Origin of the sequence: Roseateles terrae, assembly GCF_014192155.1 — a bacterium.
GTDB lineage: Bacteria > Pseudomonadota > Gammaproteobacteria > Burkholderiales > Burkholderiaceae_C > Roseateles > Roseateles terrae.
This window is the reverse complement of sequence record NZ_JACHXO010000001.1, coordinates 595,425-615,708: the sequence shown is the minus strand read 5'-3', so window position 1 is coordinate 615,708 and position 20,284 is coordinate 595,425. Positions and strand designations below refer to the sequence as shown.

The following is a 20,284-nucleotide window of genomic DNA, read 5'->3' as shown; positions in this document are numbered from 1 at the left end:
ATCTGACCACCGCCTGGCTGTAGGCGCCGCCCGAGCCAGAGCCCGCGCACCGCAACGGAGACACAAAATGCCCACGTCGGCCGCCCGCGCGCCTGCATCCGCCGGTTCCATCGCTACCTCACCCAGGCCCGGCCGTCGCCACTTGGGCCCCATGCTGGCCGCGCTGGCGATCCTGGCCAGCCCACTCACCGCACTGGCGGACGCGTCACTCACGGGCAGCGTCGGCTTCGCCAACGGGATCTACACCTACAGTTATGTGCTAGATGACCCCAGCCTGGAGGTGTATGAGGTGTTCGTGGTGGTCAACAGCCATCAGGCCTATGGCGAGTCGGGCTTCCCGCCTGCGGCCTACAACGCGCCCACGGGCTGGAACTTCGGGGTCTATTACGGCGGTTACATGGGAGACGACCCGCCCCAGCACCACAACGCGCCCATTGTTCTATGGGGATGGGGCGTCAACCAGCCGCGGCTCCCCGGCAACAACGTGGTGTTCAGTTTCAGCACCGACCGGGCGCCGAGCACCGCCCTGATGGACGTGACCTACGAGCTGTACGCGCCCACCTATACCGGCGGACCGCCGGACGGGACCAATTTCTATGTGGGCCAGGTGGTCGCGCCGGACTTCCGGAGCATCCCCCTGACGCCACCCGTTCCGGAGCCGTCCACCGGTGGCCTGATGCTGCTGGGGCTGGCCGGCTGGCTCGCTTACCAGGCCTTCCAGGCCCGGGCCCGGGCCTTGGATGTCGCCCGGCCCCAAGTCAATGTCTGAAGACCACAGAGCGCCTTCCGCGCCCGAAAATTAACGGCCATGTGCTGAAAGCGGCTTGATCCCTGCTGCCCGTGATCGAATCGGCCAAGGGCGGCTGTAGGCCAGCGGGTTCAAGCCGAGACGGCTTCCCGCACCGGAAGCGACCCTGAAGCATGGGCGCTCAGGGCGTTGCGGGGCTTTGGTCTGCAACAGGTCCTGCATCCACCGGTCGAAGTCCACATCCCGCCCGCACAGGTGTTCGGCGGTCAGTAATCCGGTGACGGCCAACTGCCGCACCTTCACGGTTCTTCCCCGCTCCAGGAAGAAGTGCAGGTAATGCAGCATCGCCCGCACAAACCATTCCGGCCGGGTCCACACGTTTCCCTGGGCAGGGGGTGTGGGATTGGCCTGCGACAGGTGGGACAACCGTTGGTCCACCGTGGCCGCCCAGGCGGACTGCAGCCTCAGCATCGCATCGTCCGTGTTGACGTGGGCACTCAGCCGCGCCACGCACCGTTCAGCCGCGGCGACCACCACATCCGACAGGCCGTGAATGTTGAGGGGGGCCAGCGCATTCCACAACCTCGGATGCTCTTCATCCGAGGCCGCCAGGAAGCCATCCGCAATGACGTTCTCCCATTCGTGGTCCAGCGGCAAGGCCGCCAGCCGTGTGCCGTCGGGGATCGAAAGCGTCTTGAAATTCATGGGCGCCATGTCGTCTTCAAGTGGTCGGCCGGGGCGGGCTGCCGTCCACTTTCATACGGGTGAGCAAGTCCCACTCCGTCCCATGACACCGAAATCGCCGACAGCCCGTCACAGCCGCCCGATGCGACGTGGACTACGCTTCCAGAGCGTCCGGGTCCCTCCCCTGGCGAGGAGTCTCTCATGCACCGAACCCAGTCCCGCCAGCGCTGGCGCTGGACATCGCTCGTCCTGTCGTCCTCACTGGCGCTTGTCAGTGTCAGCGGATGGGCGCAAGACGCGACGATGTCCGTCTCTGTATCCGCCACCGCAATGGCCTTTCAGCGGGACCAGGAACCACCGCCTCAATCGTTGGAGCGCGCGGGCAGTCTCTACACGCATGCCGCCATTTCAGGCCAATCCGGTGGCCTGACGGGCGATGCCCAATCCACCGCCTGGGGAAAAGTGGGCTACGGCTACATGCGGCTCTACACCGCTGGCAATACGCAGCTCAGCGGTGGCGGGCTGGTGGGCGAAGTGAAGACCTCTGCGGCCGCGCGCGCCTCTCTGACCGACAGTTTCATGATCACCTGCCCGTCCTGCATCGCCGGGACCGAAGCGACGGTGACCTTCCGCGTGATCGCCAACGGTGGCGGCGGCGCCGACGGCCAGATGGTGCAGGACCCCGATGACGGCATGGGCTCCGTCTTCTCCGCCTATGCCTCCATGGTCAGCAGCTTCACCCTGAACGCTCCCAATGCCGACGACCCGTCCCAGCCGGCCGGCACTGCGCTCGGACTCTCCGTCTTGCGCATGGAGCCTGGGGGCGGCTATTACCATGACCGCCCCTTCTGGAACGAGTGGGTCACGGCACGCTTCACGCTGGGCAACCCCTTGTCTTTCAACTGGTGGGCATGGATGGATGGCAACGCCTCGGCGGGCAACTACACCGACCTGGGCACCATGGAGGCGTCCTCGGTCTACGGCACCGACTACAGTGCCGGGTTTTATTGGGGCGGCATCACCGAGGTGCGTACCGCCAGTGGGGAACTGCTGACTGGGATCACCGCCTTCAACGCTGCCGGCGTGAACTATGCCAATGCGCTGGCGCCTCCCGTTCCGGAGAGCTCCGCCGCGTGGCTGATGTGGGTGGGACTTGCGGCCCTGTGCCTGATGAGCGCGTGCTCGTCACGGAAGCACCGCCTGCCAGGAGCTGGCAGGCGCATCGCTCCTCGCTTGTTGGCTGGTGACTGACGGGCCGTCGACGGCCAAGCGACAGGCTGCTGCAAGGTCCGCGGGAACCTTGCATCCTAGAATTTCGCGTGACCTGCCGCACGCCCTCCACTGCTCGCCCCCACCTTCCCCGGTTGTCCCTGCTCTGCGCGGGGCTGCTGACCATCGCCATCCCGTCTTGGGCGGCCGGAAGCCTCGTACTGATGGATGCGCCCCCCGCGGAATCCAGCTGGTCGGGCGGCGTCTCCACCCGCAGCTGGCCCTCCGCGCCAGGCTCCCGGGCCAGGAGCGACGACGTGCTGCCCGCGCTCGAGTACCTCTCGCCCAACGGTGCGTTTGTTTCGACCGACCTGGGCGTCGGCTGGAATCTCGTCCCGCTGCTGGCCGGTGTCGACGCCGCCAAAACCTGGCAAGCGGGCGCGCGCCTGTGGCCGCAGTTCGGGCGTCCCTCCCGCGTGACGCCGCAGGGCATCGACCGGCTGGGTTCGCGCATTACCACCGAGGCCTTCGCCAATGTGCAGGCGACCTCCTGGCTCCTGCTGCAATCGGGGGCCTCCTGGGGCAGCGGCCGACACCACGACGGTCAGCAATTGGAGCTCGGCGCGACCTCCGGCATTCCCATCGGAGATGACGTCATCGGCGTGACGCTTGCGGCAAGCTTCGCCAACGCTGCTCACCTGCGCAGCAGCTATGGCATCGGCCCGCGGGAAGCGCTGGCCAGCGGTCTGCCTGAATGGCGCCCCCGCGCCGGCATGATGGACTGGAGCATGGCCCTCAATGGCGAGCACAAGTTTTCCTCGCGCTGGTCGGTCAGTGGTCAATGGCTGAATGCACGGCTGGTCGGCGATGCGGCGCATTCGCCGCTGACCACCGCCAAATCCCAGCAGACGTTCAGCGCCAGCCTCTGGTATCGCTTCTGAACCCACGGGCCTCGATCAACGTTCCGCTCTGCGTTCCACCGCTCTCGTCGCCCACCACCCCACTCGCCATGCACCGTGTCCTCCTGATCGCCGTTCCGCTGTTCGCGCTCTGCATGGTCATTGAGTGGATGTGGGGCCGTCGCATGGGCCGCAACACGCACGATCTGGCGGACTCGATCAGCAGTCTCAGCCAGGGCCTCATGAGCCTGGCGGTGGCAGCCGTTACCCCCCTCTTCCAGACCGGCCTCTATGCCGCCACGCTGCCGCATGTCGCGCTGCTTCCGGCTTCCGCATGGTCAAGCGGCTGGGGATGGGCTGCCGCCATCATCGTCTATGACTTCTGCGACTACTGGCTGCACCGCGTGAGCCACGAAAGCGCGATCTTCTGGGCCGCTCACGCGGTGCATCACCAAAGCGAGCGCTTCAACCTGACGACGGCGCTGCGGCAGGAGAGCTTCTACGCGGTGATGGGCGCGCCCTTCTTCCTGCCGATGGCGCTGCTGGGCATGCCGGTCGATCTCTACCTGGGCGCCGGCCTGTTCGTGCTGCTCTATCAGTTCTGGATCCATACCGAGCTGATCGGCAAGCTGGGCTGGCTGGACCGGGTGGTTTCGACACCGTCCAACCACCGGGTACATCATGCGGTGAATCCGGGCTACCTGGACAAAAACTACGGCGCGGTGCTGGTGATCTGGGACCGGATGTTCGGCAGCTTCACCGAAGAAACAGAGCCCTGCGTCTTCGGGACGGTGAAACCATTGCACAGCTGGTCACCGCTGCGCGCGGTCGGTCAGTTCTACGGCGAGCTTTTTGAGCGCGCCCGAGCTACGCCACGCTGGCGCGATCGTGTGCGGGTGCTGTTCAAGTCACCCGGATGGGCGCCGCCGGGCCTGCCGGCGTTTGCACCGCCGGATGAGGCGCGACTGCGGCAGCCCCGCTTCGTCTCGCACCTGAAGCCGCTCGATATCGGGCGCGCAATCAGCCTCTTCCTGGCGACGGGGGCCGCGACGGCCATGTGGTTGGACGTCGCTGACGACCTGGGTGAAGGTCGCAACCTCCTGGCGGCAGCCGTGGTGGCCATTGGTTTGTCAGCGACAGGCGTGATGCTGACACGTGGCGTCGATGAGCACACCGCCAGCGAGCGGATCTCCCGGCGGCGGGCGTGGGGCATCTACCTCATTGCGTTGGTCCTATGTGTCGGACTGATCGCTGTAATGACGGCTTGGCAGGGTTGATTCAGGCCTTCACCAACAACGCTCGCATCTGCTTGCAGATGTTCTCGCCGGTGGTGGTCAACCGCAGGCCGCCGCCATTCCATTCCAGCCAGTGCAGCGCCACATAGTCGTCAATGTCTTCGCTGGCAATCTCGCTGGCGAGCCGTCGGTTGAGCAGGTCCACCACTTGAAGCAATTTTTCCTGCAGATCCGGACGGCGTGAAGCCAGTGCAGTCTTGGTCATGGAAGTCATGTAACTCTCCTATTGGAAGAAGCGTGATCACTCAACCCGAGATGAGGCGGGGCATGGCGCCGCCGTCAGCGTCATCAGTACATCGGCATACCAGGCGCAATTCAAGCCCAGGGACTCGTCCAGCTCGCTGTTGCGATCGGCCATGTCCATCCGGCTCGAGTGAATGCCCAGCAGCTGCCAGCGCTGCCCCGTCGCAGCATCGCTGACCGGTGCCAGCACGGGCGAGCCGCTGCAGCCCCGGTGCATGCGGGCGTCGGTCAAAAAATACCCGGCACCCTGGAAGCGGATGCCGTAACAAGAGGCGACCGCAGCCTGACGCACCACCGGCAGATGGTGAAGGGTGTCGAAAAAGCCCAGCGGGAAGCCGGGGATCACCAGCCGGTCGCCGACCACGACCTCCAGCCCGTGAGTCGGTAGGTCCAAAGGGGTAAACGGCCGAACCAGATATCCCTGCGGTAGGGCGGAGCGGTCCAAAGCCAGCGCAGCAACGTCCACGTCACCGCCACTGTCCTGCGCCTGAATCCACTCGGCCTGCCCGTCGCGATAAAGCAGTGCGGACAATCTGCCAATCTGGGTCAGGTCTCGCGCATCCGTATGTAGCTCGATCTCGATGCGGTCGGGCGCATGCCCGGTCGCGGCGTCGAAGAGGACATGCCGGCTCGTGATCAGGAACAGCCGTCCTTCCCGCTCGAAGAAAAAGCCGCTGGCGGCCGTCAACGGGAGGGTGCCATGGAAGGTCATGACTCGGGTGACGCCAAAGAGTGCCTGATCCTGCGCAGGCTCCCGACCTGCGGAGGACGCCACCAGGGCTCGCGGGACATCGGTCTGCTGGGCGAGATGTCCACGTGACCAGGCGTCACGCCGATCGGCCCAGGTTTTGGAACTCTCGCCGGTGGCATCCGGCTGATTGGCCGAATCCAGCATCGGATTGGTCAGCGCATGTTCCCCACGCGCCGCAGCCTTCGCGCCCAGTCGCTGAAGCTCGGCATGCTCATCCACCATGGACTTGCTGCGGGCACGGACGTTCGGCGTCGCGTTGGGGCTGGACAAAGTGACTGTTGTCGCGGCTTCTTCGAACGGGGTGGCGGGTGGGGGGCTGTCGGACGTCAAGGAACACCTCATGATGAGGACTTGTCCCGACAGGGGCGACGCTTCCGCCGGTGGCGCTTCAAGGCATGAATACAAGGGGGCGGTCAGAAATCGAGCGTGCCCGGTAGTCTCCTAATGTAGCGGCGTGCGGTGTCAGGAAGGGAATTTCTCGGCGGCTTTACACAAGCCGGTCGGGCTCGAAGCGGACCAAGCCCTTTACACCTGCTCACAAGCCGTTGGTAATTACCCCGTTCCTGCAAGCGCTTTCGCAACGAACCGCGCACTTTGTCACATGCAATGATGACATTAGGGGAATCCCTGGAGGGGCCGAAAGCGAGTGCGCCGAGCATCCGCCCCATAACCACCTATCTCCAGGGAGACATGAATGAAGTTGCTGTCCTTGATTGCCCTTGCCGTGTTGCCACTGGCAGCGCAGGCCGACATCCTGATCGGCCAGACGGCCGGATTCACCGGCCCGGTCGCTGCGAGCGTGACGGAGACGACCGAGGGCGCCAAGCTCTATCTCGACTCCATCAATGCGGCCGGCGGCATTAACGGCCAGACGGTGAAGCTCGTGTCGATGGACGACAAGTTCGATCCGCCCACCGCTGCCGCCAATGCGCAGAAGCTGATCACCGCCGACAATGTCCTGGCCCTGTTCCTGACCCGCGGCACGCCGCACAACCAGGCGATCATCCCGCTGCTGGCTAGCCATCATGTGCCGCTCATCGCGCCTTCTTCCGGCGCCTCGCTGCTGCATTTCCCGGTCAACCCGTGGGTCTTCAATGTGCGGGCCACCTACCAGCGCGAAGCGGAGCGCGCGATTCGTCACCTCAGCCTCATCGGCATTGAGCGAATCGGCATCGTGCAGGTCGACGATTCGTTCGGTGCGGACGCGGTGATCGGCGCCAACAACGGCCTGGCCGCAGTGAACAAGACGGCCGCCTTCTCGGCCAAGTTCGACCGCGCCAAGCCCGATTTCAAGGTGGCCGCGCAAAGCGCTGTGTCCAGCAACGCTCAGGCCATTCTGTTCCTGGGCTCCGGAAAGGCGGTGGCCGATGGCATCGCCGCCATTCGCGCGGCGGGCTCCAAAGCGCAGATCGTGACGCTGTCCAACAATGCTGCGCAGGGCTTTGTGAAAGAGCTGGGCGAGAACGCACGGGGGGTGATCGTGACCCAGGTGTTCCCGTATGAACGTTCCAAGGCCAGCAAAATCGTGACTGAGGCGGCCCAGATGGCGCAGGCCAAGGGCAAGGGCGACATCACACCCGCCATGATGGAAGGTTATGCCGCCGCCAAGGTCCTGGTGGAAGGCCTGCGCCGCGCGGGTGCCAATCCGACCCGTCAAAAGCTGCGCGATGCACTGGAAGGCATGCGCAAGGTCGATATCGGCGGGCTGGAAGTGTCGTTCTCGCCGACGGATCACACCGGCCTGGACTACACCGATCTGTCGATGGTGGGCACCGACGGCAAGTTCATGCGCTGAGGCCCCCTGCCCTCGGCACCGCTCTCAACCTCAGTGCGATTCGTCGCCTGAGGTTGTTTTCGGTGCGCCGCCGGGTGATGGAGGGGTTCATCGGGCGGCCTTACCGCTACCCTGCCTGACGCAACGCCCTCGCGCTCCGCATGCGGTCGAACCCACCACGCGTCATTCCGTGCGACGGCCCAGCACTTCCTGGACGTAGCGCGTGACGTCCCGACGCGATGCTTCCAGCGCAGCGGCGTTGCGCCCCACATGCGCCCCGCGTGTCACACAGGCCTTGAAGAACGTCCCCAGGTCCGCGGAAGGAATCACGGCGCCCGACGACACGCTCGTGACCGTCCAGCTCGGGATGTCGGTACGGACCACCCCACAGGCGTAACCGCTGGTGGCATTGGGGAGCCATCGCACCGGCAGCAGGCTGTCCCAGGCGTGATGGGCGCCTTCGTATCGGATGCTTTTCACCGGCGTGCCGAGCGCCGCGTATTCTGCGGCCAAGGCTTCGCAAGGCTCCGGGTGGGTGTAATCGTCAGCGCCGCCGACCAGATTCAGGAGCGGTGCCTGGGTCACCTCGCGGGAGGTGTAGATCTGCAAGCAGCCTGCATAGGCGGCGATATGAAATGCGAAGGCCCGATCCGACTTCACCACGGCCCTAAGAAACGGCCGCTGGGCCGTCTGATAGGCGACCGAACCCCCACGAGAAAAACCCATGATGCCGATGCGCCGTGCATCGATGCGGGGATCGTCCGCCAGCCACTGCAGAGCGGTCAGCGCATCCATCACGTTGGCCGCGGCTGGCACCGCCGTCTGATCTGCAGCGGTGGATGACACGCCACGAGGTCCGAAACTGTCCACCACCAGGGTGGCCACACCCAATTGATTGAACAGGCTCACCCATTGGGTCAGGCTCGGCGTCACACCGTCACTGCCGTGGGACAGCACCACTGCCGGGACCGGTGCCTGCGAGCCCTCGGGCATGCTCAAGTCGCCCCAGATGTCGATGGGCGTCCAGCGGTCCCGCCGCTCCCGGGCCAGGTCAAACAGGCTCGCTGGCGTGGCACTGCGGAGCACAACGCGCTGAACATCTGCCGCTGCAGCGCTTTGCAGCATGCCTGTCAGCCATAGCGCCAAACAGAGACCTGCCAGACCCAGGCGTTTTCGCAGCGCATTCAGCATCCGATCAGCTCCTTGAACTCAACAACCAATCCAGCACCGTTCGATTGAAGTCCTCGGGTGCATCGTTCATGACCCAGTGCCCGGTGGGAAGTGCCTTCACCGCGCACTCCGGACGCGCAGCAAGGCCTTCGATCCACACCTGGGAATGGAACATGGCGGGTTTGCGTTCTCCGTAGATGAACAGCATCGGGCAGGTGGGGTCAGGGCTGACCGCCCTGCCATAGCCGCCCGCGGCCCCGGTCCACTGGATCCAGTAGGGATAGTTCATCTTCGAGAAGACAGCGTCGGGCGCGGTGGGGCCGTCGACCCGGCGCACGAATGCGCGCGACATCCAGTCCCCCAGGCCGGGGCCAAGCCGCCACGCCAGGGCCAGCCATCCCTGGTAGCTCACCAGAAACAGCTTGCCGCTCAGGCTCAGTGACTTCAGATGCGGCTTGGAGCCGGCATCACCGATGTCGACCCCGATCACCCGGCTGACCCGCTGAGGATGATGGCACAGGAACCGATAGCCAAAGACAGCGCCCCAATCATGCACCAGCAAGATCACCGGCGCATGCGGAGACACCCGGTCGATGACCTTCCTGTAGAGGGTCTCGATCTCCTGCAGCGAATACAGCCTGCGCTCGTCGCGCACATCGAAACCCGGCAGCGTAAACCGGACGCATCGGTACTGGTGACGGAATGCCGCGACCTGGGCGTCCCAGATCCGGTGGGTGTCTGGCCAGCCGTGGACCATCACGAGGGTGTCCGCGCCCTCACCTTCGATATGAACGGTGGTGCCGTCGATCTCAATCGTCTCTGTCAAGTCAGTCCCTTCGCTGAAAGGCGGCTAGTCATTGCAAGCCTGTTCTCGTTTCAAGGCTCAGCCGTTGCGACTGGAGGCCATTGGCCGGGGACGTTAACACAGCCGAATTTTCCTGAGCCTTCCGCCGCTTTCTCCGAACTGCCCATGGCGACGAGGCTGTGCCGCCTCCTCGATCGCGGACCACCCCCTTGAGTGGGAACCGCGCCCGCATCACCCGATGAGAAGATGCTCCTCGCCAGCGCATGCTGGCGTTTCTTTATCCGGAGTCTCCATGTTCAAGCGTCTCGCTTCCGAAGCCCTCGGCCTGAGTGATCTCGGCGTCATCGTCTCGCCGAAGGACTACGACAAGGTCGATGCCGACGATTACCTCTTCCACGAGGACAGCGAAAAGATCTTCTTCCTGATCAAGTCGAAGAAGGACGAGTACTGCTTCACCAACCTCGCCCTGATCCATGTGGACGGCGACTCCGCGGTCTCTTCCAAGCGCAGCATCCGCCGTTACGACTACGCCAGCCACCACGTCAGCGACGTGTCCATCGAAACGGCGGGCACCATCGACCGCGATGTGGAGCTGAAATTCTCACTGGCGGACGGTCCGACCTTCAGCATCGACGTGCGCAAGGACCAGCTCGAGATCCTGAAGGACATCTACAAAGCGCTGCACAGCATCGGCAAGATCCAGCATCGCAATGAACTGTCTCAGCAGAACGTGCTGCCCTGTCTGGACGCGCTGGGCGCCATGCACAAGATCAGTGAAGTGGAGAGCGAAGCCACCCTGGTCAAGCACTATCAGGCGCTGCTGCATGCAGTGAACACGATGCAGCTGGACCGCTACACCCAGCGAGACTTCGGCCCGGTGTTCGAGAAGTACCTGCGCAGCTGAGCGCTCCCAGCGGCTTCATCGGGCCAGCGCGAGAATCTCCTCGCGCAGCCAGCGCTGCGCCACATGGCCATGGCTGCGCTCATGCCAGACCATGGCCATCTCGAAACCCTCGATTGGCAACGGGCATTCCAGCACCTGCAGCCGCGCGGAGCGACCTTTGACGAGCCGCTCCGGCACCAGCGCCACCAGGTCGGACTTCGCGACGATATCCGGGACGAACAGAAACGACGCGGCCGACAGCACCACGGTGCGCTGAAGTCCACGCGCCGCCAGGGCGTGATCCACCGGGGATGAAAACGCTCCGCCAGCGGGCGACACGATCACCTGCTCCAGCTTCGCAAACTGGCGCGCCGTCAGCGCGCCGTGCACCGCCGGATGGCCTCGCCGCGCAATCAGCACATAGCGCTCATGGAACAGGTGGCGCATCCGCGCGGAACTTGGCGCTTCACTCGGCATCAACAAGCCGATGTCGACATCGCCCCGCGCCAGTTGACCCTCGATCTGGTGCGGATCCATGTGACGCACCGCCACCCGCACGCCGGGCGCCCGCTTGCGAAGCCGCAGCACCAGCGCTTGCACCACCGCCGTCTGCATGTAGTCAGAGCCGGCCAGGGTGACCGTCATCGACGCGGACGCGGGATCGAAGTCCAGATGCGATGTCACCGCGCCGCGCACCTGATCGAGCGCGGACCGCAGCGGGTCCAGGATTTCCAGCGCCTTGGCCGTCGGCGTCATGCCGCGCTGTGCGGGTAGCAGCAGCGGATCATCGAACACGTCCCGCAGCCGACTGAGCTGCGCACTCACGGCCGGCTGGCTCAGGTTCAGCCGGGCGGCCGCACGGGTGACATTGCGTTCGGTCAGGAGTGCTTCCAGCGTGACCAGCAGGTTGAGGTCGAGGCGTCGGGTATCCATGGTTTGGATAGTAGGCCAAAGCATCCACGATTTCACAGATGGCAGAGCGCCCACCACACTGGGTGCATTCGCTGCCCGGCCCAAAGGCCTCTGGCGTATTACCCAGCACGCAGTTCCGTTGAAAAAGGCTTCCCATGACGATCCATCACTCAACGCTTCCAACTTCGACCGGCGCCCCATCGGATGCCTCCTCCGGGTCTGCGCCCGGCTCCTTGCCCGCGCCGTGGTCCGCATCGTCTTCTGCATCGTCTTCCCCATCGGCCTCTGCATTGGCCAGTCGTCGCATCCTGCTCGTGCACGCCCATCCCGAGCCCACCTCCCTCACCCGCTCGATGGTGCAGGCGGCCCGGGCGGCCTTCGAGCAGGCCGGCCACCAGGTCATGGAATCAGATCTTTACGGCATGGGTTGGAAGGCGGTGTACGACACGGACGACTTCCCGCAGCGGCTGGACCCGGAGCGGCTGTCGTTCGTCAAGGAGTCGGGCCATGCCTACAACGGCGGCACCCAACCCGCGGATGTGGTGGAAGAACAGCGCAAGCTGCTCGCCGCCGATCTGGTGATCCTGCAATTCCCGCTGTGGTGGTTCGGCATGCCGGCCATCATGAAGGGCTGGATCGACCGGGTCTGGGCCCAGGGCTTGGCGTATGGCTTCCAGGGCGCTGGCAATCGTCATCGGTATGGTGAGGGCGGCTTCCAGGGGCGCCGGGCCATGCTGTCCGTCACCACCGGCGGTCCGGCAGCCGATTACGGGCCGCGCGGCATCAACGGTCCGCTGGACGCCCTGCTCTTCCCCATCACCCATGGCACGCTGTTCTATCCCGGCATGCAGGTGCTGCCCACCCATGCGGTGCATGGCACGGGGCGGATGGACCGCGACGGCATCCAGGCCGCGCTTCAGGCCTGGACCCAGCGGCTCGCCGGTGTCTTCGAGGAGTCACCGATTCCGTATCGCGCGCAGAACGGCGGCGACTTCGACGAGCGGCGCCACCAGCTCCGGGACGAGGTGGCGCCGGGCGTGGTGGGCTTCGACGCTCACCTCATCAGCGCCCAGCCAGCTTGAAATCGAAGCTGATCGACAAGCGGTTCTCCTTCACCTGGACCGCATCGATCTTCAGCATCTGCACCTCGGCCTGAAGACGGCTGCCGGAGCCCTTGAGCATGTCTTCGACGGCCTTCTTGACATCGAACTCGACGGTGCCCGGCACCGCGGGCGTCAGGCCGAGGTTCAGCAGGTTGCGGGTGTTGGGATCTTCCACCTCGTCGACCCGGATGTCGGTGAGCCGCACCACCTGACCCTGCGCGGCCGGCACCGCCGACATCGTCGCACCACTGGCCAGCGAGACCCCGACGCATTCGCGCCCCGAAGGCACGCCCAGCCGGCTGCTGAGATGCGCTCGAATGATCACCCGGCCGTTCTGCAAGGCCACCTGCGGACTGTCCAGATAGGCAAAGCACACGCCCTTCTGCAGATAAAGCCGTCCGTTGTCCTTGAAGAGTCCCTCCATGACGAGGGTTTGAACGGCCGACTGTTCCAGCACGATTTCCGCGCAGCGGCCCGCGAGGGGCGCACTCAGGAGTGTGGCGGCGAGTGCGGAAAGCAGGAGCGATGTTTTCATGGTCAATGCAGAGTGAATCCGATGCGGGACGGCGCTTGGTCGCGCGGGCCATCTTGCCAGAGGGCAAATCACGTGCGCGGTACGCCAGAGCGCTGCCACACGGCCATGGGCCCCGAAGGCGTTTTCGTGCCGCCGCCACCGCGCTCGCGGCCCGGGCTGATCGTGCCTGCGCCGGTGGGCACCGCACCCGCCGTGGTCGTCAGCGCACCCCCGATCGTCAACGTCGGGATGCGGGTCCAGCAGAACGTCACCAACACGACCAACGTCACCAATGTGACCAACGTGACCAACTTCCGAAACGTGACGAACAACATCAACAACGTCAACAACGTGAATGCGGTCAACAACGTGACCATCGTTGCGCCCGCATCGGCCACCGCCAACGGCCGCGCCTTTGAAGGCCATGCGCCCGCCGCGGCCCATCTCGCCACTGCAATGCCGGCGGTGGTGCGCGCTGCGGCGCCGGTGCCGACGAATCCCATGCCTGTGCCGGTCTACAGCGCTCAGCACCCGTCGCCGGACCACCCGTCACCACGGGCCCTGCCAGTGGCGCACGGACCCCGGAAAGAGGAGCAGGAACGGCAGGAACGCGAGCACTGAGAGGCAGCAGGCCGAGCGTACTGCGTTCGCGACACCCGCAGACGAATCCTCGTCCCTGGCCGGTGATAAGCTCGTCGCGTCCCCCCTCAACGGAGCGTTCCGATGAAGCGAGTCACCGGCATTGGCGGCATCTTCTTCAAGTCGAAGGATCCCGCAGCCCTGCGCGCCTGGTACCAGCAACACCTGGGCATCGAGGTCGATGCCTGGGGCGGCGCGAGCTTTCGCTGGGAGGACGACGCCGGTCAGCCGGTGAAGGGCGTGACGGCCTGGTCCGTGCAACCGGACGACATCGACACCGACGACTTCGGCCCGGCATCGCCCGGCTTCATGATCAACTATCGTGTGCACGACCTGCCAGCCTTGCTGCAGGCGCTGCGCCAGGAAGGCTGCCAAGTGCTCGAGCGAATGGACGAATCGGAATACGGCAAGTTCGGCTGGGTCATCGATCCCGAAGGACGCAAGGTCGAGTTGTGGGAGCCACCCCATGCAGCGTGATCCACTCACCCCCGCCGGCACCCTTCATCGACTGACGATCAACAGCGAAGTGCTGGCCGGCAATCTCGTGGGCGCACCCACCCGGCGGCAGCTGGATGTCTACATTCCCTACGGTCACGACGGCCGGAACCTGCCCCTGCTGGTGGACGTCGTCGGCTTCACCGCCGGAGGCCCCATCCACACCAACTGGAAGAACTTCGGTGAGAACGTGCCGGAGCGGCTGGACCGGCTGATCGCCACCGGCGCCATGCCGCCGGTGGTGGTTGCGTTTCCCGATTGCTTCACCCGCCTGGGTGGAAACCAATATGTGAACTCAGTGGCCATGGGACGCTGGGACGATTTCCTGCGCGATGAAGTCGTGCCCCTGGTGGAAGCGCAGTTCTCCTGCGGCGGCACCGGACGGCGGGGTCTGTTCGGCAAGTCCAGCGGGGGCTATGGCGCCATGGTCCATGCCCTGCTGCATCCGCAGTTCTGGTCCGCCGCGGCGGTCCACTCCGGCGACATGGGCTTCGACCTGGTCTACCGCCATGAGTTCGTTCCGGTGCTGCGTGCGCTGGCCAAAGAGCCGGACGTGGGCCGCTGGGTCGACAGCTTCTGGAACGGTCGCAAGTTCAAGGACAGCGACGTCCACATCCTCATGATGATGGCCCAGGCCGCCAGCTTCGACCCGGACCCTTCCGCGCCCTACGGCGTGCGGATGCCGGTGACGCTGGACACCTGCGAGCTGATTCCGGAGCGCTGGGAACGCTGGCTCGCCTGGGATCCGCTGACCTTGGTCGAGACCCATGGCCCGGGCCTGAAGGCACTCAAGGCGCTGTACATCGACTGTGGCGACGTGGACCAGTACAACCTGGTCTACGGCGCCCGCCGCATGCACAAGCGCCTGACTGCGTTGGGCGTCCAGCACGTCTACGAGGAATTCCCCGACGATCACACCGCTGTGGACTACCGCATGGACGTAAGCCTGCCGCTGCTGGTGAAGGCGCTGGGCTGAGCCGGCGCCCTTGCGCACGGCCTCCAGGGGTGCAGGGTCAGGCCGCCAGCAGGGCCGGCCGGACCTGCTCCCAACGGCGGCGCTTGATGTCCGCGTCGCCAAGGTCGGTCGCCGCCACATACCGGACGAAGGCGTAGCGCGGCAACTGCTCGGTGCTGATCTCGCCCTTGATGACGTAGACCGGCACCAGCACGCTCTGCACTTCGGTCGGCGGCACCGACAGCAGGCCCAGCTCGGTGGAGGTGATCGCCACCTTGGCGCGACCGTCCAGCTGCGTGAACATCTCGCTCGCCGCAAAACGCCGCAAGGCATCTTCCGGGGCTACCGTGGGGCGGGACTCGATGCGCTCGGCCGCCCGCGCAAAACGATAGGCCTGCATCATGTCTCCGTCCGAGCCCACCGTGATCTGCGCCTTCGCGCCCGGCCCGACCAGGTTCAGTCCGTCCATCTCATACCGATAGTTGACCTGCAGCCCCACCACCTGACGTTCGATCTCGGTCTGCCCTCGCATCGACCGCTGCACTTCGAGCTCGGTGACCGAATGCACCCGGGGCTTGGCGTATTCGCCGCCGAACATCGACATGACCCGCTCCGCCATCGCCAGGGCCCGCTCGCGGTCGGGCGGATCCTGGGAGGCGCCGCGGCCTTCACCGTCCAGGTCGCGCCGTTCAATGCGCATCGAATGGCTGGCCTGGTACACCTCCAGCATCAGGGCCTCGCTGCGGCACACGTACCACAGGCCTGTGTCCGCCACGTCCCCCTTCAGCTCGAAGCGTTCGGCCAGTCGGGCCACCTGGTCCTCGGTCCACAGGGGCGGCAGGGCCGCATACACGGGCAGTTCGGTCGGCACCCGGGGCGTTTCCGCGAATTGGATCTTCACTGACATGTCGTTCTCCTTCGCCTCAGCAGGTGCCGCGGGTATGGACCAGCACGGTGGGATTGTAGGGATCGGTCGAGACGCTTCCCTTGCCCCACCAGTGGTCGTTGTAGGTGTCGGTGCTGGCCGTATCGGCCCGCAGGTAGGCCCACACCGTGTCGGCGTTTTCGGTGTCCTGGCAGGCCTTGATCCAGGCGCGGCGCATCGTCTCACCGGCATTCAGGTATTGCGCCAATAGGCGACCGCGGTCCGGCTCGTCCGAGGTGGTGGTGTGAAAGCCCAGGATGTAATGCAGGCCTTTGAAGACCGGCCACCCCCAGCGGTCGAAGACGCCGTCGACGGACAGCACGTTACAGGCGTCCAGCGCAATGAATTCCAATTCCTTGTCACCCCAACGAATCTCGGTGGGCTTGGCGCGTGCGTCGTCGGTTTTCACGCCGAACAGGAAGCCGCCCGGTGACCCATGTCCCGAAAAGAACACCATATCGACGTTGTCCACCCAGGTGGTGTCGGTGCCGGCGGCGGGGCTGCCCAGCCCCTGCTGTTCGAAGTCCTGGTCCCAGGCCAGATCGTCGCCCCACTGGAAACGACGCGTGGCGCTGAGGGTGTTGTAGAAGCCCTCTGCCTGCGGCTTGGTGTTGTTCAGATTGGAAGCCAACCCGTGGTACTGCCGCACCCATTCAATTCCGATACTGCCCATTGCACTACTCCTTCAGAACCGGCGTAAGGCCGTCATGACGAGGCGCAACGATGCGCCGCGCGCATCAGCCATGCCATCCACAAGGCAGAGGACGCGACAGCGCGATGGAGCCGGAAGCTAGGGGGACAGGATTAGGGGCCCGCAATCAGGGGGGAAGGCGCTTCATCAGTGCATCGATCCAGTCGAGGAAGGCCTGCAGCTTGGCACTGCGATGACGATGCGGCGCAAAGGCCACGGACATCGGCATGGGGTCGCACGACCAGTCTTCAAACAATGGCATGAGCTCGCCCCGCGCCAATGGGTCCGCGGCCATGTAGCGGGGCAGCCAGAGGATGCCCATGCCGGCGACGCCGGCCGCGAGGTAGGCATTGCCATCGTCCAGCGCCACCGCATGGCGTGCGTGGATCTCCAGCCGTTCGCCGCCACGATGCAGGCTCAGCGGGAGCGTTCGCCCCGTGCGGGAGCTGAGAAAACCGACCACCCGGTGATGGGAATCTTCCAGTTCACGCGGATGCGCGGGGGTGCCAGCCAAATGGAGATAGCGCGGGGCTGCAAAGATGCCCAGCGGCAGGTCACCAATGCGGCGGGCGATGAGCGTCGAATCCGCCAGGCGGCCCCCGCGCACCACGCAATCGACGTTGTCGCCAATGACGTCAACCTCCCGATCGCTCACGCCGAGTTCCAGTTGCAGCTCTGGATAACGCGCATGAAAGTCCGGCAGTGCCGGCACCAGCACCTTCGAGGCGAATGGACTGGGCACATCCACCCGCAGCACGCCGCGCGGGGAGGAGGAAGCGGTGCGTACGCCCGCATCCGCCTCTTCCAGATCCGCCAGTAGACGGACGGCCCGCTCGTAATAGGCCGAGCCTTCGGTGGTGACGGTCACCTGCCGCGTCGTTCGGTGAAGCAGGCGCACCCGCAGATGCGCCTCCAACTGCTGGATCTGCTGGGTGACGGTCGTCTTGCTGAGCGACAGCGTCTCCGCCGCGCGAGTGAAGCTGCCCGCTTCCACCACACGGACAAAGGTCTTCAGGACGTCAAATCGATCCACGGCCGCTCCACTGTTTGGCGCTATCAAACAGTGATTGTGCTGCACGCCTGTTTATTCCGATCCGGCAAATTCCTACAGTGGGGTTTCGGGCCCTCGGTCAGCCGATTTCCCGGTCCCGATTCACCTCAAAGGAATTGCTGCATGTCACGCGATGTCGTTGTCCCCGCCGGCCGCCAGGCCCTCTATGAGCGCAACCGATATTCCCCGGCCATCCGCTCCAATGGCTTCCTCTTTGTCTCCGGCCAGGTCGGCAGCCTGCCCGACGGCGCGCCGCACGCCGATCTGGAGGCCCAGGTCAGCTTGGCCTTCAGCAATCTGAATGCCATCCTCGCCGCCGCGGGCTGCAGCTTTTCGGATGTGGTGGACGTCACCCTCTTCATGGTGGATCCCGAAGCCATCTTCGAGCGGGTCTGGCCCGTGGTGATGTCCCACTGGGGCGATGCGCCCTACCCCACGCTGACCGGCGTGGGCGTCACCTGGCTCTACGGCTTCCAGTTCGAAATCAAGGTGATTGCGCGGCTTCCGGAATCATCGCATCCGCCCGCCGCAGAGTGACGCCGGCGCGACACCACGCCCATCCCTTCACCCACTGCCCTCCGGTGCCTCGGTGCTTTCACCATCGTAGTAATCAACGGTGGTGTCCGCCCGATACATCTTGTGCACCCCCGGCTCCGGCTGGTCCGCATGGACACCCACCTTATCCGAATCCGGATACTCGCAGACCTCGATCTCGGCCAGATTGGACAGCGCCAGGTAGCGCATGACGACTGTTCCGGTGTTGATGATCTGGTGGGCGGTGCTGCGGTCCCCGGTGGGACACGCAATCACGTCATGCGGGCGGATCTTGTAGCGCTGATCGCCGTACCGTAGCTCCCCTTCTCCTTCCAGGATCAGGAACATCTCCTCTTCCGCACGATGGGCGTGGAACGGGCATTGCGCCTTGCCTGGCGGCAGCTCGGTGAGGTTGTAGCCCAGCTTCCTGGCGCCGATGCCGGCGCTGAACTGGGCACGTCGCGATGTGAAATAGCCGTTCTCTTCAATGTCGGTGAAAACGACGTCCGCGAGATTCACAAAGGGCTTTGGCATGGAGGCTCCGGCAGTGGGGGCAGGGACTCATGAACCAGCCCATTCTGCGCCTTCAGCCCAACGCCGGCAGCAGATTCAGGACAAACACCATCACCAGACCCACCACCGAGACGATGGACTGAACCACGGAGATCGTCTGCGTCGCCTCTCCCAGACTCATGCCGAAGGACTCCTTCACCAGCCAGAAGCCGGCATGGTTGGCATAGTTGAAGAAGAGCGAACCGCAGCCGATCGACAAGGCCAGCAGCGGCGTATTGAGGTCGGTGCCGGATGCCGCCAACGGTGCCAGCAGGCCCGCCGCGCCGACGATGCCGACCGTGGCCGAGCCGGTGGACACCGACAGCAGCATCGAGATCAGCCACCCGAGCAGCAGTGGTGACACATTGAACTGATGGCTCATGTGCACGATGGCGTCGCCCACACGAGCGTCGGTGAGCACCTGCTGGAAAGCGCCGCCACCGGCAATGATCAGCAGCACGTTGGAGATCGGCTTCACGCTGGCGCTGAGGGACTGGCGCACCGCCTCCGGATCTCCGGCGCGCAGCATCACCATCGCGAACAGCAGCCCCAGCAGCATGGCCACGATCGGATTGCCGATGAAGGCCGCCGCATGCAGCAGGCCGTTGCCCTTGTCCAGCAGCACTTCCGCGACCGCGTGAAAGAGCATCAGCAGTGCGGGCAGCAAGGCGCAAAGCACGCCGATCCCAACGCCCGGAAGGGCATTGTTTACGGAAGGAGACGTTTCCACCTGCGGCACATACTGATGAATCATCGCCTCATCCGGTCGGGCCTTCATGCGCGGCGCAATGAAGGCCGCATACAGCGGCCCGCCCAGAATGATGGCGGGAATCGCTGCAATGAAACCATAGATCATGGTCGCGCCCACACTGGTCTTGAGCGTGGCAATGGCGGTCAATGGCCCCGGGTGCGGCGGCACCATGCCGTGCATTGCGGCCAGTGCGGCAATCACCGGCACCGACACATACACATACGCCGACCCGCGGCCTGCCCCGCCGGTCTCCAGCTTGCGGGCTACCCCAAAGATGAGCGGCAGCAGCACCACCAGGCCGACCTCGAAGAACATCGGAATGCCGATGATGAAGGCCACCCCCGCCATCGCCCAGGGCAGCATGCGATAGGACGATCGGCCCACGATCGCGTCGGCGATCCGCGTGGTGACGCCGGAATCGGCGAGCAGCTTGCCCAGCATCGCGCCCAGTGCCACCACCAGGCCGACAGCGCCGAGCGTCTTGCCGGCGCCGGACGAGATCGCCGATGCCAGCTTGTTCAGCGGCATGCCTGTCGCCAGACCCACCGCCATGGAAACGACCAGCAGGGCCACCAGAGGATGAAGCCGTGGCTTCAGGACGATCAAGGCCACCAGACCCAGTACGCTGACGAGTGCGATGACCAGCAATTCGATGTCGGCAAGGCTCATGGGCCTGTCTCCGTGGTTGAGGGGGGCCGCCC

Annotated in this window: 23 protein-coding genes; 11 read left to right on the top strand and 12 right to left on the bottom strand. The window is 65.0% G+C overall.

The window, feature by feature from the left end; translation table 11 throughout:
- The first annotated feature begins 67 nt into the window (after positions 1-67).
- The gene (locus FHS28_RS02570; RefSeq protein ID WP_184294044.1) at positions 68-769 is read left to right on the top strand and encodes a PEP-CTERM sorting domain-containing protein; all 702 of its coding nucleotides are present in this window, start codon (positions 68-70) and stop codon (positions 767-769) included.
- Between the two features lie 30 nt (positions 770-799).
- Here FHS28_RS02570 and FHS28_RS02565 read toward each other — a convergent pair whose 3' ends face one another.
- Positions 800-1,462, bottom strand: a complete 663-nt coding sequence (locus tag FHS28_RS02565; protein WP_088449231.1) for a hypothetical protein — start codon at positions 1,460-1,462, stop codon at positions 800-802.
- A gap of 171 nt (positions 1,463-1,633) precedes the next feature.
- Between FHS28_RS02565 and FHS28_RS02560 the strand changes: the two genes are divergently transcribed.
- The 3 genes from FHS28_RS02560 to FHS28_RS02550 all read left to right on the top strand — a co-directional run bounded on the left by FHS28_RS02560 (position 1,634) and on the right by FHS28_RS02550 (position 4,817).
- Complete coding sequence (locus FHS28_RS02560) at positions 1,634-2,683, top strand: hypothetical protein (protein ID WP_184294042.1); 1,050 nt, start codon at positions 1,634-1,636, stop codon at positions 2,681-2,683.
- Between the two features lie 182 nt (positions 2,684-2,865).
- Positions 2,866-3,582, top strand: a complete 717-nt coding sequence (locus FHS28_RS02555) for a MipA/OmpV family protein (protein WP_088449233.1) — start codon at positions 2,866-2,868, stop codon at positions 3,580-3,582.
- A complete protein-coding gene (locus FHS28_RS02550; protein WP_246409439.1) occupies positions 3,483-4,817 on the top strand; it encodes a sterol desaturase family protein in 1,335 nt (444 codons plus the stop codon). The genes FHS28_RS02555 and FHS28_RS02550 overlap by 100 nt, the downstream gene beginning before the upstream one ends.
- Position 4,818: 1 nt before the next feature.
- Here FHS28_RS02550 and FHS28_RS02545 read toward each other — a convergent pair whose 3' ends face one another.
- Positions 4,819-5,049 carry a hypothetical protein gene (locus tag FHS28_RS02545; protein WP_246409437.1) on the bottom strand — a complete coding sequence of 77 codons (231 nt, stop codon included), beginning with the start codon at positions 5,047-5,049 and terminating at the stop codon, positions 4,819-4,821.
- A 27-nt stretch (positions 5,050-5,076) separates the two neighbouring features.
- Positions 5,077-6,159 (bottom strand): S1 family peptidase, encoded by a 1,083-nt coding sequence (locus tag FHS28_RS02540; RefSeq protein ID WP_246409435.1) that lies wholly within the window; start codon positions 6,157-6,159, stop codon positions 5,077-5,079.
- Between the two features lie 364 nt (positions 6,160-6,523).
- Between FHS28_RS02540 and FHS28_RS02535 the strand changes: the two genes are divergently transcribed.
- Complete coding sequence (locus tag FHS28_RS02535; protein ID WP_088449236.1) at positions 6,524-7,624, top strand: ABC transporter substrate-binding protein; 1,101 nt, start codon at positions 6,524-6,526, stop codon at positions 7,622-7,624.
- A gap of 162 nt (positions 7,625-7,786) precedes the next feature.
- Here FHS28_RS02535 and FHS28_RS02530 read toward each other — a convergent pair whose 3' ends face one another.
- Together FHS28_RS02530 and FHS28_RS02525 are read right to left on the bottom strand one after the other, a co-directional pair.
- On the bottom strand, positions 7,787-8,794 hold the full coding sequence (locus tag FHS28_RS02530) for a dienelactone hydrolase family protein (RefSeq protein WP_088449237.1): 1,008 nt from the start codon (positions 8,792-8,794) through the stop codon (positions 7,787-7,789).
- A gap of 4 nt (positions 8,795-8,798) precedes the next feature.
- On the bottom strand, positions 8,799-9,599 hold the full coding sequence (locus tag FHS28_RS02525) for an alpha/beta fold hydrolase (protein WP_246409433.1): 801 nt from the start codon (positions 9,597-9,599) through the stop codon (positions 8,799-8,801).
- A gap of 271 nt (positions 9,600-9,870) precedes the next feature.
- Between FHS28_RS02525 and FHS28_RS02520 the strand changes: the two genes are divergently transcribed.
- On the top strand, positions 9,871-10,482 hold the full coding sequence (locus FHS28_RS02520; protein ID WP_088449238.1) for a PH domain-containing protein: 612 nt from the start codon (positions 9,871-9,873) through the stop codon (positions 10,480-10,482).
- Positions 10,483-10,497: 15 nt separating this feature from the next.
- Here FHS28_RS02520 and FHS28_RS02515 read toward each other — a convergent pair whose 3' ends face one another.
- A complete protein-coding gene (locus tag FHS28_RS02515) occupies positions 10,498-11,394 on the bottom strand; it encodes a LysR family transcriptional regulator (protein ID WP_088449239.1) in 897 nt (298 codons plus the stop codon).
- 293 nt (positions 11,395-11,687) lie between these two features.
- Here FHS28_RS02515 and FHS28_RS02510 point away from each other — a divergent pair, with 293 nt between their 5' ends.
- A complete protein-coding gene (locus tag FHS28_RS02510) occupies positions 11,688-12,455 on the top strand; it encodes an NAD(P)H-dependent oxidoreductase (protein ID WP_310736727.1) in 768 nt (255 codons plus the stop codon).
- On the opposite strand, the gene FHS28_RS02505 is transcribed toward FHS28_RS02510, so the two are convergent.
- A complete protein-coding gene (locus FHS28_RS02505; RefSeq protein ID WP_184294040.1) occupies positions 12,436-13,011 on the bottom strand; it encodes a hypothetical protein in 576 nt (191 codons plus the stop codon). The two genes, FHS28_RS02510 and FHS28_RS02505, sit on opposite strands and share 20 nt — an antisense overlap.
- A gap of 126 nt (positions 13,012-13,137) precedes the next feature.
- Here FHS28_RS02505 and FHS28_RS02500 point away from each other — a divergent pair, with 126 nt between their 5' ends.
- The 3 genes from FHS28_RS02500 to FHS28_RS02490 all read left to right on the top strand — a co-directional run bounded on the left by FHS28_RS02500 (position 13,138) and on the right by FHS28_RS02490 (position 15,100).
- A complete protein-coding gene (locus FHS28_RS02500; protein WP_184294038.1) occupies positions 13,138-13,611 on the top strand; it encodes a hypothetical protein in 474 nt (157 codons plus the stop codon).
- A 102-nt stretch (positions 13,612-13,713) separates the two neighbouring features.
- Positions 13,714-14,106: a VOC family protein gene (locus tag FHS28_RS02495; RefSeq protein ID WP_088449243.1), complete on the top strand. Its 393-nt coding sequence runs from the start codon at positions 13,714-13,716 to the stop codon at positions 14,104-14,106.
- Positions 14,096-15,100 (top strand): alpha/beta hydrolase, encoded by a 1,005-nt coding sequence (locus FHS28_RS02490; protein ID WP_088449244.1) that lies wholly within the window; start codon positions 14,096-14,098, stop codon positions 15,098-15,100. Before FHS28_RS02495 ends, FHS28_RS02490 begins: the two co-directional genes overlap by 11 nt.
- A gap of 37 nt (positions 15,101-15,137) precedes the next feature.
- Here the strand turns inward: FHS28_RS02490 and FHS28_RS02485 are convergent, their stop codons facing one another.
- The 3 genes from FHS28_RS02485 to FHS28_RS02475 form a co-directional block, all read right to left on the bottom strand.
- A complete protein-coding gene (locus FHS28_RS02485; RefSeq protein WP_088449245.1) occupies positions 15,138-15,986 on the bottom strand; it encodes a hypothetical protein in 849 nt (282 codons plus the stop codon).
- A 16-nt stretch (positions 15,987-16,002) separates the two neighbouring features.
- Positions 16,003-16,677 carry a DUF6345 domain-containing protein gene (locus FHS28_RS02480; protein WP_184294036.1) on the bottom strand — a complete coding sequence of 225 codons (675 nt, stop codon included), beginning with the start codon at positions 16,675-16,677 and terminating at the stop codon, positions 16,003-16,005.
- A gap of 145 nt (positions 16,678-16,822) precedes the next feature.
- Positions 16,823-17,728, bottom strand: coding sequence for a LysR family transcriptional regulator (locus FHS28_RS02475; RefSeq protein ID WP_088449247.1), 906 nt, complete (start codon positions 17,726-17,728; stop codon positions 16,823-16,825).
- 141 nt (positions 17,729-17,869) lie between these two features.
- Between FHS28_RS02475 and FHS28_RS02470 the strand changes: the two genes are divergently transcribed.
- Positions 17,870-18,283, top strand: coding sequence for a RidA family protein (locus FHS28_RS02470; RefSeq protein ID WP_088449248.1), 414 nt, complete (start codon positions 17,870-17,872; stop codon positions 18,281-18,283).
- Between the two features lie 27 nt (positions 18,284-18,310).
- Here FHS28_RS02470 and FHS28_RS02465 read toward each other — a convergent pair whose 3' ends face one another.
- Entirely contained in the window at positions 18,311-18,814 is a 504-nt protein-coding gene (locus tag FHS28_RS02465) for a cupin domain-containing protein (RefSeq protein WP_088449249.1), read from the bottom strand.
- Positions 18,815-18,866: 52 nt separating this feature from the next.
- On the bottom strand, positions 18,867-20,252 hold the full coding sequence (locus tag FHS28_RS02460; protein ID WP_088449250.1) for a GntP family permease: 1,386 nt from the start codon (positions 20,250-20,252) through the stop codon (positions 18,867-18,869).
- Positions 20,253-20,284 lie beyond the last annotated feature (32 nt).

Bases quoted from the DNA above. Each gene is read 5' to 3' on its own strand.
- FHS28_RS02520 (WP_088449238.1), top strand. From the start codon at position 9,871: ATGTTCAAGCGTCTCGCTTCCGAAGCCCTCGGCCTGAGTGATCTCGGC.
- FHS28_RS02480 (WP_184294036.1), bottom strand. From the start codon at position 16,677: ATGGGCAGTATCGGAATTGAATGGGTGCGGCAGTACCACGGGTTGGCT.
- FHS28_RS02460 (WP_088449250.1), bottom strand. From the start codon at position 20,252: ATGAGCCTTGCCGACATCGAATTGCTGGTCATCGCACTCGTCAGCGTA.
- FHS28_RS02505 (WP_184294040.1), bottom strand. From the start codon at position 13,011: ATGAAAACATCGCTCCTGCTTTCCGCACTCGCCGCCACACTCCTGAGT.
- FHS28_RS02515 (WP_088449239.1), bottom strand. From the start codon at position 11,394: ATGGATACCCGACGCCTCGACCTCAACCTGCTGGTCACGCTGGAAGCA.
- FHS28_RS02545 (WP_246409437.1), bottom strand. From the start codon at position 5,049: ATGACTTCCATGACCAAGACTGCACTGGCTTCACGCCGTCCGGATCTG.
- FHS28_RS02555 (WP_088449233.1), top strand. From the start codon at position 2,866: ATGGATGCGCCCCCCGCGGAATCCAGCTGGTCGGGCGGCGTCTCCACC.
- FHS28_RS02485 (WP_088449245.1), bottom strand. From the start codon at position 15,986: ATGTCAGTGAAGATCCAATTCGCGGAAACGCCCCGGGTGCCGACCGAA.
- FHS28_RS02560 (WP_184294042.1), top strand. From the start codon at position 1,634: ATGCACCGAACCCAGTCCCGCCAGCGCTGGCGCTGGACATCGCTCGTC.
- FHS28_RS02465 (WP_088449249.1), bottom strand. From the start codon at position 18,814: ATGCCAAAGCCCTTTGTGAATCTCGCGGACGTCGTTTTCACCGACATT.
- FHS28_RS02495 (WP_088449243.1), top strand. From the start codon at position 13,714: ATGAAGCGAGTCACCGGCATTGGCGGCATCTTCTTCAAGTCGAAGGAT.
- FHS28_RS02550 (WP_246409439.1), top strand. From the start codon at position 3,483: ATGGCTGAATGCACGGCTGGTCGGCGATGCGGCGCATTCGCCGCTGAC.
- FHS28_RS02570 (WP_184294044.1), top strand. From the start codon at position 68: ATGCCCACGTCGGCCGCCCGCGCGCCTGCATCCGCCGGTTCCATCGCT.
- FHS28_RS02565 (WP_088449231.1), bottom strand. From the start codon at position 1,462: ATGGCGCCCATGAATTTCAAGACGCTTTCGATCCCCGACGGCACACGG.
- FHS28_RS02470 (WP_088449248.1), top strand. From the start codon at position 17,870: ATGTCACGCGATGTCGTTGTCCCCGCCGGCCGCCAGGCCCTCTATGAG.
- FHS28_RS02490 (WP_088449244.1), top strand. From the start codon at position 14,096: ATGCAGCGTGATCCACTCACCCCCGCCGGCACCCTTCATCGACTGACG.
- FHS28_RS02530 (WP_088449237.1), bottom strand. From the start codon at position 8,794: ATGCTGAATGCGCTGCGAAAACGCCTGGGTCTGGCAGGTCTCTGTTTG.
- FHS28_RS02535 (WP_088449236.1), top strand. From the start codon at position 6,524: ATGAAGTTGCTGTCCTTGATTGCCCTTGCCGTGTTGCCACTGGCAGCG.